12 protein-coding genes are annotated in these 15,353 nt (G+C 40.7%); 9 read left to right on the forward strand and 3 right to left on the reverse strand.

Translation table 11 applies throughout. From position 1 onward, the window contains the following. Nucleotides 1-29: 29 nt before the first annotated feature. Nucleotides 30-584 carry a hypothetical protein gene (locus Q4574_RS07530; RefSeq protein WP_303473152.1) on the forward strand — a complete coding sequence of 185 codons (555 nt, stop codon included), beginning with the start codon at nt 30-32 and terminating at the stop codon, nt 582-584. A gap of 104 nt (nt 585-688) precedes the next feature. Here the strand turns inward: Q4574_RS07530 and Q4574_RS07535 are convergent, their stop codons facing one another. After that, nucleotides 689-2,851 (reverse strand): ammonia-forming cytochrome c nitrite reductase subunit c552, encoded by a 2,163-nt coding sequence (locus tag Q4574_RS07535; protein WP_303473154.1) that lies wholly within the window; start codon nt 2,849-2,851, stop codon nt 689-691. A gap of 219 nt (nt 2,852-3,070) precedes the next feature. Then, nucleotides 3,071-4,078 (reverse strand): substrate-binding domain-containing protein, encoded by a 1,008-nt coding sequence (locus tag Q4574_RS07540; RefSeq protein WP_303473156.1) that lies wholly within the window; start codon nt 4,076-4,078, stop codon nt 3,071-3,073. Nucleotides 4,079-4,264: 186 nt separating this feature from the next. Here Q4574_RS07540 and galE point away from each other — a divergent pair, with 186 nt between their 5' ends. The 3 genes from galE (at nt 4,265) to galK (ending at nt 7,661) form a co-directional block, all read left to right on the forward strand. Then, nucleotides 4,265-5,275, forward strand: coding sequence for a UDP-glucose 4-epimerase GalE (gene galE, locus Q4574_RS07545; protein ID WP_216049255.1), 1,011 nt, complete (start codon nt 4,265-4,267; stop codon nt 5,273-5,275). Between the two features lie 183 nt (nt 5,276-5,458). Continuing rightward, the gene (locus Q4574_RS07550; RefSeq protein WP_216049406.1) at nt 5,459-6,514 is read left to right on the forward strand and encodes a UDP-glucose--hexose-1-phosphate uridylyltransferase; all 1,056 of its coding nucleotides are present in this window, start codon (nt 5,459-5,461) and stop codon (nt 6,512-6,514) included. Then, nucleotides 6,501-7,661: a galactokinase gene (galK, locus tag Q4574_RS07555; RefSeq protein WP_303473159.1), complete on the forward strand. Its 1,161-nt coding sequence runs from the start codon at nt 6,501-6,503 to the stop codon at nt 7,659-7,661. The genes Q4574_RS07550 and galK overlap by 14 nt, the downstream gene beginning before the upstream one ends. A gap of 112 nt (nt 7,662-7,773) precedes the next feature. Here galK and Q4574_RS07560 read toward each other — a convergent pair whose 3' ends face one another. After that, entirely contained in the window at nt 7,774-9,762 is a 1,989-nt protein-coding gene (locus Q4574_RS07560; RefSeq protein ID WP_303473160.1) for a glycoside hydrolase family 127 protein, read from the reverse strand. A gap of 151 nt (nt 9,763-9,913) precedes the next feature. Between Q4574_RS07560 and Q4574_RS07565 the strand changes: the two genes are divergently transcribed. From Q4574_RS07565 to Q4574_RS07585, 5 genes are all read left to right on the forward strand, one after another. After that, nucleotides 9,914-11,482, forward strand: a complete 1,569-nt coding sequence (locus tag Q4574_RS07565; RefSeq protein ID WP_216049252.1) for an MFS transporter — start codon at nt 9,914-9,916, stop codon at nt 11,480-11,482. Nucleotides 11,483-11,492: 10 nt separating this feature from the next. After that, on the forward strand, nt 11,493-12,392 hold the full coding sequence (locus Q4574_RS07570) for a 2-dehydro-3-deoxygalactonokinase (RefSeq protein ID WP_216049251.1): 900 nt from the start codon (nt 11,493-11,495) through the stop codon (nt 12,390-12,392). 12 nt (nt 12,393-12,404) lie between these two features. Beyond that, nucleotides 12,405-13,046: a 2-dehydro-3-deoxy-6-phosphogalactonate aldolase gene (locus tag Q4574_RS07575; protein ID WP_303473164.1), complete on the forward strand. Its 642-nt coding sequence runs from the start codon at nt 12,405-12,407 to the stop codon at nt 13,044-13,046. A 111-nt stretch (nt 13,047-13,157) separates the two neighbouring features. Then, nucleotides 13,158-13,913: a FadR/GntR family transcriptional regulator gene (locus Q4574_RS07580; RefSeq protein ID WP_216049249.1), complete on the forward strand. Its 756-nt coding sequence runs from the start codon at nt 13,158-13,160 to the stop codon at nt 13,911-13,913. A gap of 374 nt (nt 13,914-14,287) precedes the next feature. Beyond that, entirely contained in the window at nt 14,288-15,289 is a 1,002-nt protein-coding gene (locus Q4574_RS07585) for a family 16 glycosylhydrolase (RefSeq protein ID WP_303473167.1), read from the forward strand. Nucleotides 15,290-15,353 lie beyond the last annotated feature (64 nt).

Consider the following 15,353-nt stretch of genomic DNA (forward strand, 5'->3'; position numbering starts at 1 on the left):
CTGAACTTTAAATACCCAAGGAGTTACAAATGTTTTTTAAAAAAATAGTGTTAAGTTTGGTTTTAGTTACCGTTTCATGCCTTTCACAAGCGACCATCATTGACTTTGATGACATTGCTACTAATGGCATGGTAGACGATTATTATCTATCTAATGGTGTTCAATTTCAAACCTATGATTGGTTAGCTACGACGGGGTTTGGTGAAACATCAAGCCCTAACTTCGCCACATCGGTATCTGGCGTTGGGTTTATTAATTTCATTGAAGGTTTCAATAATCAGCTTAATTTTAGTTATGGCGCTTTCGCTAATACTGTCATCAACATTTATGATGATTTAGATGGAACAGGAAACCTGTTAGATAGTGTGGTTTTAAACGCAAATGATATAAGTAACTTTGAGTTTGTTTCTATTGATTTTGCCGGACTAGCTCATTCCGTCGTTTTACAGGGTACACCGGGCACATTTGCTATGGATGACCTTGAGTTTTCCTATGCTCAACAAGTTTCTTCGCCACCTATGTTCGCTTTATTAACTTTAGGGGTAATCTTGCTATTTGCTCGCCGTTGTAGTTCAAAACGCTAGAGTTACCGTCTTAAATACAATGGAAGTAAGGCATAACAACTTTGTCGCCTTACTTCTATATTCAAGATCTGGGCATAGACTGTTTTTTGCTTGCCGTTAATAGTTTACTGCAACTCTTGGAAATAACGGTAAGCAGCTTGATTATTTAGCTTTTGTGAAAAGTTGTACCCCAACTGAATAAGTTGTGGAGCATTGTTGTACTGCCGAATTACCTTTTTCAATTCACTAAGAGCACGCTTTGTCTGGTTAACGCTGTCTAGGGCAATAAAGTAAACATAGGCATATTGCACATTTTGTGCGTCCCATTTTATTGCCTGCTTAAATGAGTTTATGGACTGAACCTTTTGTTGCTGACGAATTAAATGCAATCCTTTGGCATAGTGTAATACTGCTGATTTAGGGTTGGCTGTTAGCCCTTGCTGAAGGGTTTGTTCAACTTTATCGATTTGTTGTGTTGCCCGATACATTTCCACTAAATTAACGTAGTTAATATCAAAGTAAGGATCCACTTCAATGCCATGCACCACTGCATCTATGGCTTTCTGATTTTGTTGGAGTTTCATATACACCTGGCTTTGATTCAGATTTCCTTCACCGCGCCACTGGGTTTGTGCATTGCTGGTAAGCAGTATGTCTAACGCTTGTTTGAATACCGCAGTGGTGTCCAATCCTAAGCCAATTAAATCACTTGCAGCAAACGCTCTTACGGCTTTATATTTATCGTTTAACAGCGTTTGATAGCTTTTTAAACGCTCTGCTGGTGGCAGTAAATGGCCTATTCTGGCGGTAGCCAAGCGAATTAAATCATGTTCTGAGTTTACCCATTTTTGAATATCTGCATCACTCAATTGTTGCACAGAATTTGGTAACATAGAGATGGCACTGGCGCGTTTTATCACGCTCAGCTGTTCATCATTAATCAATCTGAAATGCGCTTGCTGGGGCAAATAGCCTTGATGCATTAAGTCAATATAAGCCTGTTCTCCTTGCGGTAACGACTTAGGTTTGCCGTGCCAGAGTTCGACATTTTTGGCTGCCCATTGGGCTGACTGATCTTGATGGCACTGGTTACACGCATTCGGTGTGTCATAGGTTACCGACAAATCAGGGCGAGGGACGGTTAAGTTGTGGTCGCGCCTATCATCTACACCCATATATGTGGTCTCCGGCATATGACAATTAACGCATTGAGCACCAGCAGAATCCATTGGGTGACGAATATGTTCAGGCTGTTGGTATTCTTGAGGATTGTGGCATTGCAGACATAATCCGTTGCCTTGCACCTTAATCTTCATACTGTGTTGATTATGACAGTCAAGGCAGTTGACTCCAGCTGCAAACATTTTACTTTGTAAAAATGAGCCATAAACATAGACCTCTTCCTTAATATGGCCATCAGCATGATACAAGGGAGGTGATAATAACGTGGGTGAAAATTGATCTAAAAATGCCGTTTCGGAATCGATTCCATCTGTCAGTGGAGCGCGTAACGAGTGGCATGCAAAGCAAGTATCCATAAATTTGTTGTCGCGGGGAGGCCCTTGCCAATGGGCGACCTTATCATCTTTTGTACGCAACCAATTGCCAAACTCCTGCTGTTCTTCTTTGCTTAATAGGGGCTCAGAGCTTGTGGTTTGAGTGGAGTCAGTTTTTGGGTGCTCGGTCATTTTCCCGTGACATGATTGACAGCCAACATTGATGTTGTCCCAATGTGTATCGAAACTGTTGTCAGCCACATTGTAATTACGTTTCAGACCATCAGAATGACAGTCCGCACACATGCCATTCCAGTTCTGCAAAGGTTGTTGCCAATGTAAGCGGTCATTGGGTTTGATGTCTTCTTCGGGATAAATGGGGTACCAACGCTGCCCACCGTTTTGTTCTGTTCTAGAGTCCCAGGCAAAGGGAAAAACCTGCAATCGGCCACCGTCTTTTTCGATGAGGTATTGCTGCAATGGGTAATGGCCAAAGGTGAATTTTACTTCATAATCATTGGTGCTTGCGTTTTCAGTAAAGCGAATACGATAGGTATCATTTTTTGTATAAAATTTGGCGTTTTGTGAATAATGCTCTGCCTCAACGCCGGAAAAGTCACCCAACACACTATGTTTGTTGGCGATGGCCATCGCCTTTGCATGGTCTGACTGATTCCAATCTGACACTGCTTGTTGGTGGCAAGAGACACAATCTGTCGCATTAATCGAGGCGCTAATCTCACCAATATTAGAAAACCACAGCAACAACAAAAGCAAAGGAACAAACTTCATGGATTAAACTCACAATTTACTTATATAAAAATACCTAGACGATGCAGCTAAATTTAAAAACGGCAAACATCTTAAATTAGGGGCTTAAAATACAGGAATTAGTAGTGATTAACACCCTCATATTGCATATTAGTAATTAGGCCATGATCAGACTTTGGTTAGCTAGGTCAAAAACTTTTTTTAGGTATTTATACAAACCTGTCTGGATGGGGTCATAGTTTATTGGTTTGCTTTGGAAACCGATTCTCTTTTTACTATAGTCGGTGCGTACTTAAAAGTTTTTCCTGGCTCAGGCTGAATCCCTGCTGCATATTGCAGCGCAAGTTCGGTCGCTTTGACTGCCATCATTTCTATAGGGTATCGAAGTGTAGTCAATTTAGGTCGACAATATTTGGCAAGTAAAACATCATCGTAACCGATGACTGAGACTTCGTTGGGTATATCAATACTGTGATCTAGTAGCATGGTCATTGCACCTGAAGCCATCGCATCGTTATAGGCTAACACTGCGGTAAATTCTGCTCCCTTAGCGAGAAAATTTTGCATCGCTACTTCGCCACCTTCTTGATCTGGCGTGCTGTACTCAATCATATTAGGTGATAAATCAATACCGTTTGCGTTCAGCTCTTGTTCAATACCTGCAATTCGGTCTACTGGATCGTTTATCTGATATTTACTACTTACAACAACAAGCTTTTTGTGTCCTTGCTTTAGTATGTATCGAGCCATAGTTTCCCCCCCCGCAATATTGTCCAACCAAACGCAACGATTGGCGATTTCTTCGATATAACGATTGATTAATACAAATCCGGGAATGGTATTTGCGAAATCTATCAAAGTGGCATCATCTAGTGCCTTACTATGCACCACCATAGCGTTACAGCGGTGCTCTAAAAGGGTTTCAATTGCTTTTAATTCTGTGGCCTTTTCAATTGATCCTGTGCTCATCAATATTTGAACATTCTTCTTACGGGTTACCGATTCAATGCCATGTGCCATAGTCGCAAAAAATGGATCTGATAATTCTGGTAGTACGATGCCAAAAGAGGCACTTCGCTGGGTAACAAGCGCGCGTGCATTGGCATTTGGCCGATATCCAAGGTCGGCCATGATCTTTTTTACTCTATTGCGTGTTGCCTCTCCCACCTTAGGGCCATTATTGATCACACGAGATACCGTGGCAGACGAAACGCCCGCTTCTTGTGCAATATCTTTAATTGTAGCCATAGCTGGAAGTACCTCTCAAATCCGAAGTTGTTGTGAGCATTAACGCTACTGATAGTAAACTAACTATTGCTACCATCCTAGCTGTTTTTGTGAAAGTTTAACCTGTTTTTCATTTATCTCCATTATATCCCTTTATTTATGTAGGGAAAACGTATAACCTTTATGTTTACCTTAAGGAGTCATAATATGAATATATTGGTTACCGGTGGAGCAGGTTACATTGGCACACATACGCTGATTTCGCTTATCGCGAGCGGTCATGATGTTGTGGTGGTAGACAATCTAATTAACAGTAAAGCTGCAGCTTTGAAGCGCGTCGAAAAAATTACGCAAACAAAAATTCCATTTTATAATGTCGACATTCGAGATGAAAACGGTTTGGATGAAGTTTTTGTTCAACATGATTTTGATGCGGTAATTCATTTCGCTGGATTAAAAGCGGTTGGTGAGTCAGTACAAAAGCCCTTGGCATATTATGACGTTAATATTAGTGGCACTAGGGTGATTTTAGATGTGATGCAAAAACATGGCGTCAATAGTATTGTGTTTAGCTCTTCAGCCACAGTTTATGGTGATCCGCATCAAGTTCCCATTGACGAAGGCTTTCCGCTAAAAGCGACTAACCCCTATGGCCGCACAAAGCTGTTTGTTGAAGAAATGCTAAAAGATGCGGCTATAGCGAATGCAAATCTTAACGCTATTATTCTAAGATACTTCAACCCTGTTGGCGCTCATCACAGCGGTTTGATTGGTGAGGATCCCAATGGCATCCCAAACAACTTGGTACCTTTTATCGCGCAAGTGGCGGTGGGTAAACGTGAGTCGCTGGCAGTATTTGGTAGTGACTATCCAACGGCAGATGGTACTGGAGTACGTGATTATATTCATGTGGTGGATTTGGCTGAGGGTCACGTATCTGCGTTAGAGAAAAAGCACGAACAAGCAGGGGTACATATATATAACTTGGGTACAGGCAATGGCAACAGTGTCCTACAAGTGATTAATGCATTCGAGCAAGCCAGTGGTCAACAGATCAAATATACTATTTGTGACAGACGAGCAGGAGATATCGCTCAATGCTTTGCCTTAGCAAACAAGGCACAGCAGGAACTTGACTGGCAAGCAACAAGAGATATCAACACCATGATGGAAGATGTATGGCGATGGCAGTCTGCTAATCCAGATGGGTATGAATAGATAACTAGGTCTACTCCTATTTGCTAATAAATGTAGATGTATTTATATATTTTCAACGTTAATTTTGTCGTATTTCATTTGCTTAAAAAATAATCTATAGCGACATGTTGCGATCTGTAGGGTAATCGTTTACCCTCCATGGGTTGATAAAATTTACACTAACTATCAAGGTAGAAAAATATGATGGATACCGAATTCGATCCTACTGAACATCCACATCGTCGTTTGAATCCGATGACTGGAGATTGGGTGCTTGTTTCACCTCACAGAGCGAAGCGTCCTTGGCAGGGGCAGTCTGAAGCCGTTGATAACAAACAAAATCCAAGTTATGACGCAGATTGTTACTTGTGTGCTTCTAACACGCGAATAAACGGTGAAGTCAATCCTGATTATAAAAATACCTTTGTATTTGAGAATGATTTTGCTGCATTAAAAGAAGACGTCCCTACTTTTGCAACTGAAGATCCACTTTTTACTATGCAAGTAGAGAAGGGCCGCAGTCGTGTTATTTGTTTTTCTGAAGATCACAGCAAAACTCTACCAGAGCTTTCATTAAACGAACTTGTAGCAGTCGTTGCGACTTGGCAACAACAAGCACTAGAGTTGGGCCGCGAGTATCAGTGGGTCCAGGTGTTTGAAAACAAAGGGGCGATAATGGGGTGTTCTAATCCTCATCCCCATGGTCAAGTGTGGGCTCAATCTCATCTACCGACTCTTGCAATGCGCAAGCGCGATAATTTTACGACTTATTTTGAAAAGTATGGTAACTCACTGTTAAATGATTATGTACAAAAAGAACTAACGCTTAAAGAGCGTATAGTTTGTGAAAATGATGACTGGTTAGTTGTAGTTCCTTATTGGGCTGCATGGCCTTTTGAAACTTTGCTATTACCGAAGTTCTCAATCTCGAGTTTAACTGAATTGAACGAGGTAACTAGCAAAAGCTTGGCAGATATTATTCGCCAAATAACTATCCGATACGATAATTTGTTTAGTACCTCCTTTCCATACTCTATGGGTTGGCATGGTGCTCCATTTGACCAAGAGACACATCCGGAGTGGACGTTGCATGCGCACTTTTTCCCGCCCTTATTGCGCTCTGCTACAGTGAAAAAATTCATGGTGGGATATGAAATGATGGCTGAATCACAACGGGACCTTACCCCAGAGCAAGCCGCACAGCGATTGCGCGATGTTAGTGCAATACATTATAAGGAGTCTCAACATGACGATAAATAATATCTCAGAAAACCTATTTTCAGAACATTTTAATGGCTCTTTAGAGGCCGATATAGTGGCTCCTGGACGCGTAAATTTAATTGGTGAGCATACAGATTATAATCAAGGCTTCGTATTCCCAGTGGCGATAAACTTTGGCACACAAATTCAAGGTGCTAAACGTGATGATAATATTGTTGAAATCGTTGCGCTGGACTACGATTCCGAAAAATCACAGTTTGCTTTGGATGATATTCGGCACGTTGAAACGGCTACGTGGAGCAATTATGTTCGCGGTGTAGTGAGGATCCTTAAAGCTAAATATCCGCAAATTAAAGGTGCAAGCTTGCTGGTAAAAGGCAACGTACCGCAAGGAGCGGGGTTGAGCTCTTCTGCTTCGTTTGAAGTGGCAGTGGTAAAGATATTTAGTGAGTTATATAACTTAGATATTGATGGTGTAAATGCAGCGCTGATTGGGCAAAAAGCAGAGAACGAGTTTGTGGGTTGTGCCTGCGGAATTATGGATCAGCTTATTTCAGCGATGGGAGCTAAAGGCAAAGCAATGTTGCTTGATTGTCAGTCATTATCATTTCGCCATACTCACGTATCAGATGACTTTAAACTGTTGATCATTAATTCCAACGTAAAACGAGGACTAGTTGATAGCGAATATAATCTGCGACGAGAGCAATGCGAAGCTGCTGCACACATCATGGGTGTAGCCTCTTTGCGAGAAGCAAACGTTGCTTTGCTCGAAGCCAACAAAGTCGAACTGGGTGATGTGAATTACAGACGTGCAAAGCACATTATTACTGACAATCAACGCACCTTAGATATGTTTACAGCATTACAACAAAATGACTATAAGACTATCAATAAGCTAATGCGTAACAGCCATAATTCTATGCGTGACGATTTTGAAATTACCACAAGTGAAATAGACTATTTGGTATCTTTAGTTGATCAAAATCTAGGTGAGCTGGGTGGTGTAAGAATGACCGGTGGTGGTTTTGGCGGTTGTGTAGTGGCACTCGTACCAAATGATAAATTAGACGAAATAGTTGACATAATTGATGCCAATTACCAAGTTCAAACAGGTATAAAAGAAAGTGTTTATGTGTGCACTGCTGAACAAGGTGCTTTCTATCAAGAAAGTGCGTCAAGCTAAAATTGTGATAAAAAAACTAACTCTATCAGCTCCTCAAATTTCAATATAGTTAATCAGATTTTTTATGTCAAAGTGGCAACAGTACAAGCACTATTGCCACATACTTGATAGTTTATCTCCACACTATAGGCATAAACACCGTCATTTCAGCCGTGCCTCGATTGCTCCACGAAAAGTACGGTACTAATTGTACTTTATGTCGAAGAAATGTAGGTTTTGTTGATATTGAATGATACATATTTTCTGACGGTTGTTTGCGCATCAACATAGTCGCTTCAATTGTTGTAATACCGCCTAGAAAATCAGTCTTGTGCTCGATTTTAAAATCGGTTTCGCCATCAATGTACGCATCTAAAATTGTTGCATTTTCGGGTAAGTCAGGTGATTCAACACAATAAACGATAGGCCCACGTTTAACTGCCACTTGATTGCGCACTTCTTCTATTCGCGGGTGACCTTCTATAAAAGTCGCTTCCATAGGTAGGTCTATTGTAATGGTGTCGCCTTTCTTCCAGTTCCGCATAATTATGGCATAGGTTCCGGGCTTGGCGGTTACCTCTGCGCTGTGTCCATTCACTTTTATATCTGCACTTTTAGTCCAACCTGGGATGCGAAGCGCAATTTCGAAAGAGTCTGATTTACACTCTTCAATAGTCAGGTTGATAACGCCTTGCCATGGATAATTCGTTTCCTGAACAATCTTAATCGCAGTTCCATCTCGCATATTCGTTGCTAGCTTGTTACCACCGTATAAATTTACATAGATTCCGTTTTCGGACAAGCTGTAAGCCCAGCCTGATAAGTTTGCAATAGTACGAACAAGGTTGGGAGGGCAACAAAAACATGCAAGGTAGCCTTCACGGTTGGGTGTTTCAGTAACATCAGCATGGGAATGATAGTCGCGAGCGTTATGCAGCATTCTAAGTGGATTAGCATAGAAGTAATCTTTACCTTCGATACTAATCCCCGATAATCCACTGTTGTGCATCACCAGCTCGATAATATCCGCATATTTTGCTTGGCCATGGATACCCAGCATTCTGAAGCTAAACATAGCATTACACAAGTTCGCGCAGGTTTCGTTATATGCGGTAAGGTTAGGCATCATATAGTCATCAATAAAGCCTTCTTCTATCATGTCCCGGTTAGCAGAAGCTCCATAATGAGTTTGACCAACCGCGCCTGTTGCGTACATTTTCTTTTGAGTAACACTTTCCCATAAACGATCCAGTGCAGTTAGTAGGGCTTTTTCACCTGTCTCAGCGTACACATCTGCAGCACCTGCGTAATAATATAACGCTAACACAGCGTGACCTACAGGATCAGTCTCTTCGCGCAGCGGAGTGCGCTCTTGCACCATGTCTCCGATTGGGTAGCCTACTGTGGTTGAATCATGCACGATGTTGTATGTACCGCGGCGGTCGATAAATTTTTTCGCAAGGTCCAAATATTTTTTGTCACCTACCGTGCGATATAACTCAACCAAACCCATAATTTGAGTTTGGTTAAAACCAAAGCGTTGGTAATGTTTCGTGTCGGGGAAAAAAATGGTGTACAACAATTCAGCGTGTTTAATCGCAATATCGAGAAAGTTGCGTTTCTCAGTTAAACGAAAATGAGCACAGGCGCTTATGAACAAATGACCCGTATTGTACATTTCATGATATTTGCGGTTCTCGTATCTATCTGCATCTGGGTTTAATTGAATTTGAGTTTGCAAGTAACCGTCCGGTTCTTGCGCTTTTGCAAAAATCTCAATGTATTCATCTATTTCGTTTAATAATGCAGTGTTTTTTGATAACGCATAAGCGTAAGTTTTTGCTTCCACGAATTTATAGAAATCACCGTCATGCCAATACATGCCCTGATGTTTACCTTCTTTCATTCCAGCAGCAATTTTAAAGTTATTGAGTGCGTGACCTATGTCTCCGCATAACACATCGCCCATGTATGGGAGCATTACATCAATTGCTTTTTGGGTTTTGTCTGCCCAAAATCCAGTAGTCCATTGACAGTCAGCAAAATTAGTGGCTTTAAGCTTAACGTGTGGACTATTTGAATTGGCGATAATTGCTTTATTTTGTGAATTAATCGCGCTCATGATTTTACCTCTTTGTCTTTTGGTCTTAACTTTAATTTTGAATAGTGTTCAATTTATTCACACTTTCGATCAGTAATTAAACATTGTATTTTACATCTTTTAAACATACTATGTTTAAATTAGTCTTATGTATAGTGTGTAGTGAAAATTTATGCAAAAAAATCCAGATAGCTTAGTAACCCAGTATTCATTGATTGCTGCATTTGGCGGATTTATATTCGGTTTGGATGCTGCCAATATCTCAGGAGCGATCCGCTTTGTTAGCTCGTTGTTCGAACTAGATAGCATTCAACAAGGTACCGTAGTGGGGTGCGCATTGCTGGGTGTGATTGTAGCACTGCTATTTACTGGCACCCTATGCGACAAGTATGGACGCTACCGCGTATTACTGGGAATTGGTTTTACCTATTCTTTATCGTCCCTTATATCAGCTACAGCGGTGAATTATGAAATGCTGGTTGTTGGCCGCTTTATTGGAGGCGTTGCATTTGCTTCAATAACCGTTTCAGCAATGTATATCGGTGAAATCGCACCTGCTAAAAAGCGTGGAAAGTTTGTTTCCGTTAATCAATTTATGATTGGTTTAGGGTTGCTAGTAGCCTTTGTAGTTAATTATTTCTTGCTAAGCGCTATGGATGATATTAGTTGGATTAACAAAGACAATGTTTGGCGGGTAATGTTAGGAGCCGAGCTAATTGCTAATGCGGTTTGGGTGACTTTATTGTTTCGTGTACCTGAATCGCCACGCTGGCTTATTAAACAAGGCCGGGATACTGAAGCTAGAACAGTTTTTAGCAAAATTGCTTTGCCTGAAAAAATTGAACAATTGATCAACGAAATTAAACACAGTCTCAAGGAAGATGTAAAACTGAATACCCAAGGCCAGCTAAAGCTATTGTTCAGTCCTCGACTACGATTTGTACTCTTGATCGCAGTTTGTTATGCCATCGTGCAAGGAGCAACTGGTATGAATGCGGTGTTATTTTTTGCGCCTATGGTATTTGAGCAAATAGGGATGAGTGTTGAAGATACATTTATGCAAACCATTACTATAGGTGTTGTTGGTTTGGTAGCAACACTTATTGCTATTGGCTTTGTAGAAAAGCTTGGTCGACGTATTTTGACTGTAGCTGGCTTGCTTTTAGTTGTTGTCGCGCATGGTTCCACTTGGTTCGGTTTTAGTCAGGCTAACTATGTTTTTGATGAGACAGCAGTGGGTAGCATAACTAGTCAATTACAACAGCAAGGAATCGAAACAGACAAAATTGAACAACTTCATGGTGAAACTTTTGCCAACGACGTAGCGCTAAAAAGCAAACTAGCTGAACTGTTCAATAATAAAGACCTCCCTATGGTGAGTGGAATTATCATCAAAGCCACCATAAAAGGCGTAAACGCACCTCTTGTTTTGTTTGGTATTTTTGCCTTTTTAGCTGCATTCAATTTGTCAATCGGTCCCATAATGTGGGTCATATTTTCTGAAGTTTTTCCCAATGCGGTACGCAGTGTCGCGCTACCTTTCGCCGCATTAGTGCAAACTATTTCATCTTGGTCTATTCAACAATTCTTCCCTTGGCAGCTAAACAACATGGGAGTCGCAAACATCTTCATGTTATATGCGGTCATTGGCTTTATTGGATTGATAATAATGTATTTCTTTCTGCCAGAAACGAAGGGCAAAACGATCGAAGAAATTGAACGCGAATTAGCAAAAGTCTAAAGGAAAGAACGTGCAAAAAATTGACTGTTTAATTATAGATTGGGGAACCACAAACTTTCGCGCATTTGCTATGTCAGCCAATTATCAACTTGTCGAAACCAAAGAGTTGAACCTTGGGCTATTACAAGTAGAACAAGGTAAATTTGCTGAAACCTTAAAGCTAATGTTGTCACAATGGCTACCTGAGTATCAATCGCTACCGATTTACATGGCAGGCATGGTGGGTTCAGCAAAGGGATGGGTTAACGTTGATTACGCTCACACTGCGGCAGGTTCAAATGAAATCGCAACTAAGGCTCATTGTTTTCATTTACCTTGGGGCCCCGAAGCCGTTATCTTTCCGGGAGTTTGCCATCAATATGAAAAAGAAAAATTTGATGTGATGCGTGGGGAAGAAGTGCAGTTACTCGGTTTGGCAAAACTCCTAAAAAAGGGCAGTTTTACTTCGGTTCTACCTGGTACTCACAGTAAACATGCAGTGGTAGAACAGGGTAAATTGAGCCATTTTTCTAGTTATCTAACTGGTGAGTTTTATGCCTTGCTGTTAAAGCACAGTTTATTAGGCAAAGGCCTCTCACAAAGTCCAGCTTTCGATGAGCGCGCTTTTTATGAAGGGGTTGCAGACGCCAAGGATGCCACGTTGGTTAATCGCGTGTTTTTGGCCTGGACCCATCGTCTTTTTGGTCACTTAAGTGACCAACAGGTTCCCGATTACCTATCAGGACTACTAATAGCACATGAACTTGAAGCCTTATCCACTAAACAACCGATTTATTTAATTGGGGGCGGCAATTTATGTGACCGTTATCAATTGGTTTGCAATAAATTGAATATTAACAACGAAGTTATATCTGGCAACGAATGTTTCCTCGCTGGAATGATCAATCTAATTGAGCTAATTAAAAACTAAACGAGTTTACTTATGACCAAACAAATTGATTTAACAAAGCAATTACCGTTAATTGCAATAATCCGCGGTGTTACACCTGACAACGTCATTGACGTGGCAGGAATACTTATTGAAGAAGGCTTTACAATGATAGAAGTCCCTCTTAATAGCCCCGATCCTCTCACCAGTATTCGCGCTTTGGTAAAGGAATTTGGCTCTGAGTATTTAATTGGTGCAGGAACGGTTACTACGCCAGAGTTAGCCGCTAAAGTTATTGATACTGGGGCTAACCTTGTTGTCACACCTAACTGTGATCCTAAAGTGATCAGCATGTGTGTGAATGCTGGATGTGCTACTTTTCCAGGTGTAGCGACACCAACCGAAGCGTTTACAGCAATCTCAGCCGGTGCCACTGATTTAAAATTGTTTCCAGTTTCTATGTTTGGAATTGAAGGGATGAAAGCGTTAAAATCTGTACTACCTAACGATATCAAGCTTTATCCGGTTGGAGGCATTAACCCTAGTATTGAAAGTATGCAACCTTATATAAAAGCTGGAGCCGCTGGATTCGGGTTAGGCTCAGCCCTATTTAAATCAAGCATGTCTTTGGATGAAATTCGCAAAAGCGCGAGAAGTTTTGTGCATAACTTTCGAGAATGTGTAAATAATCACTGAAATGTCACCAAAAATAAGGATATTTTGTAATATAGAATTATTTATTACTGGAAAGTTAGCGGCTACACAAACATAATATGTTTATTATTTTAAAATAAAAAAGTACAAAATATGAGTGAACTAGTTTATTACGACTTAAAACGTACCGCTAAAATGACACCCAGCTTGTCAATTCAAGTAGCTCGAGAGCTTGGCAGAAGAATTGTCGCTGGTACTTTTGAAACTGGTAGTTTAATCGAAGACGAAAATGCCTTGGCGGAACGTTTTCAGGTGAGTCGAGTGGTGGTGCGTGATGCGGTTAAAATATTGGTCGGCAAAGGGTTGTTGGACGTCCGCCGAGGTATTGGCACTAAAGTACGCCCACGCAATGAGTGGACCTTATTAGACGATGATGTTTTAGCATGGCACATTACTGCCACGCCAAGATTAGATTTTATAAGTCAACTGATGGACATCCGTTTAGCTTTTGAACCCAAATCTTCTCGCTGGGCTGCTGAACGTGCTACCAAAGAAGATATCGCAGAAATTGAAAAGGCCTGTGAGCGAATGGAAGAAGAATCAGGCTCATTAGAGAAGTTTGTTGTTGCCGATGCACTTTTTCATAAAGCAGTATTGCACGCCGCTCACAACGAGTTTTTAACTGCTATGGAAGGTGTGATTTATTCTGCTTTATTGGTCAGTGTTCGTATTACAAATAAGGATCCACGTAAGAACAGTGATTCAGTTGCATTTCATCGTGAAGTTTGTGATGCCATTGCTAGAGGTGATGGGGATAAAGCTGAAAAGCTGACAGAAAAACTATTAAGAGACGCGATTCGTCGACTTAAAGAAGCTTTTGGTAATGATCAGTTTAAAGAATCACTCTAATTCGTCATTCATCCTACTGAATAAACTTATTTGAGCCCTGTTTAGCACATAACGTCAAATCTTCCTTGTGCTGCCTAAAGGGGCTCTAAACTCCCATAAAAGTAAATGCACCTTCAATAAAGTTGCTTTTATCTGTTATTGTTTTTATTTTTAACATCATACCTATGCTATAGTATGATGTTATAGTAGATCTTTATAGTTATTAACCTATTTGACGGTAAGTTACCAGCAAGTATATGAGTAACGATGGTTACGCAAGTAGATAGCAGAATAGAGGTTTAGCATACCTAGAATTTAATTATGGGTTGGTAGGCGGCTGATAAATCGAGTGCCAAATCACTGAAACTGAACTAAAACCTAAAAGCAGGTCAACGATGAGTAATAAACAATATTTTAAAAGAACACTTATTTTCAGCGGTCTAACGTTCACTTCAATGCTGGTTGACGCAAGCGCGTTACTGCCGTTATCAGATCAAAACAATACTGGTGGATGGGTACTAAATACCGATGTAAGTGATGAGTTCGACCATGAAACATTAGACGAAAACCGCTGGTTTATCGTCGGAAAGTTTAAAAACGGCAAGCCGCAATACATTCATCCAGATAAACCTGACAAATGGGTATGGAAAGGCCGAGCACCCTCACAGTTTTCCGGCCGAAATTACCGCCTAGAAGAGGGGATGTTAATGTTGGAAGCGCGCTGGGAGCCGGAATTTCCGTTTACAGAAGAGGTCAGAAAGCCAGTATTCGGTAAGCCAATGAAACATGAAAATATTACAGTCCCGTGCTTAATAAATCGACGCGCTTTTACCTATGGATATATTGAGATTAAAAGTAAATCGGCGGATGCTGAAATTACTAGTGGTTTTTGGTCAATGGGACCCGGCTTAGAAATCGACTTTTTTGAGTCTTTTGGTGATAGTCGAGAAGATCCTAAAAAAGACCATCTAGATAGTCAGTTGTGGTGGTCAATTCGTGATTGGAAAAAACCCCTTGGCGGCAAGCCAAGTTACACAGAAAGAAAAGATCTTGGTTTTAGAATGGCGGATGATTTTCATGTCTACGGTATCGAATGGGATGAAAATGGTATGAAATATTATGTAGATGGAAAGTTACTATCAAGTGTAACTGCAGAGCAAGTCACGCAATGGGCCAAAGAAAACAGAGATGACTTACCCGAGAACTATAATGGTTATGTGGCTACTCAACCAATAAACCTTTGGTTAGACATGGAAACATTTGCTTGGCATGGCTATCCGAATAGCAAAGAAGATTTAGAATTGAATAGTCCTGAAGGTGAAAAAGATGATGGGGTTGTTGATTTTGCCGTTGAATATATTCGTGTCTGGCAAAAACCATCTCATTTAGGTAAATAGTACAAAAGCCTTTTTTAAAAAATTGGCAGCGGATATTCTATTGTATTTCTACATGATATCCGCT

The sequence above is a fragment of the Aliiglaciecola sp. 3_MG-2023 genome (genome assembly GCF_030548205.1).
In the GTDB taxonomy this organism is placed as follows: Bacteria; Pseudomonadota; Gammaproteobacteria; order Enterobacterales; family Alteromonadaceae; genus Aliiglaciecola.

Coding starts and splice junctions, on each gene's coding strand:
- Q4574_RS07530 (WP_303473152.1), top strand. CDS start 30: ATGTTTTTTAAAAAAATAGTGTTAAGTTTGGTTTTAGTTACCGTTTCA.
- Q4574_RS07535 (WP_303473154.1), bottom strand. CDS start 2,851: ATGAAGTTTGTTCCTTTGCTTTTGTTGTTGCTGTGGTTTTCTAATATT.
- Q4574_RS07540 (WP_303473156.1), bottom strand. CDS start 4,078: ATGGCTACAATTAAAGATATTGCACAAGAAGCGGGCGTTTCGTCTGCC.
- galE (WP_216049255.1), top strand. CDS start 4,265: ATGAATATATTGGTTACCGGTGGAGCAGGTTACATTGGCACACATACG.
- Q4574_RS07550 (WP_216049406.1), top strand. CDS start 5,459: ATGGATACCGAATTCGATCCTACTGAACATCCACATCGTCGTTTGAAT.
- galK (WP_303473159.1), top strand. CDS start 6,501: ATGACGATAAATAATATCTCAGAAAACCTATTTTCAGAACATTTTAAT.
- Q4574_RS07560 (WP_303473160.1), bottom strand. CDS start 9,762: ATGAGCGCGATTAATTCACAAAATAAAGCAATTATCGCCAATTCAAAT.
- Q4574_RS07565 (WP_216049252.1), top strand. CDS start 9,914: ATGCAAAAAAATCCAGATAGCTTAGTAACCCAGTATTCATTGATTGCT.
- Q4574_RS07575 (WP_303473164.1), top strand. CDS start 12,405: ATGACCAAACAAATTGATTTAACAAAGCAATTACCGTTAATTGCAATA.
- Q4574_RS07580 (WP_216049249.1), top strand. CDS start 13,158: ATGAGTGAACTAGTTTATTACGACTTAAAACGTACCGCTAAAATGACA.
- Q4574_RS07585 (WP_303473167.1), top strand. CDS start 14,288: ATGAGTAATAAACAATATTTTAAAAGAACACTTATTTTCAGCGGTCTA.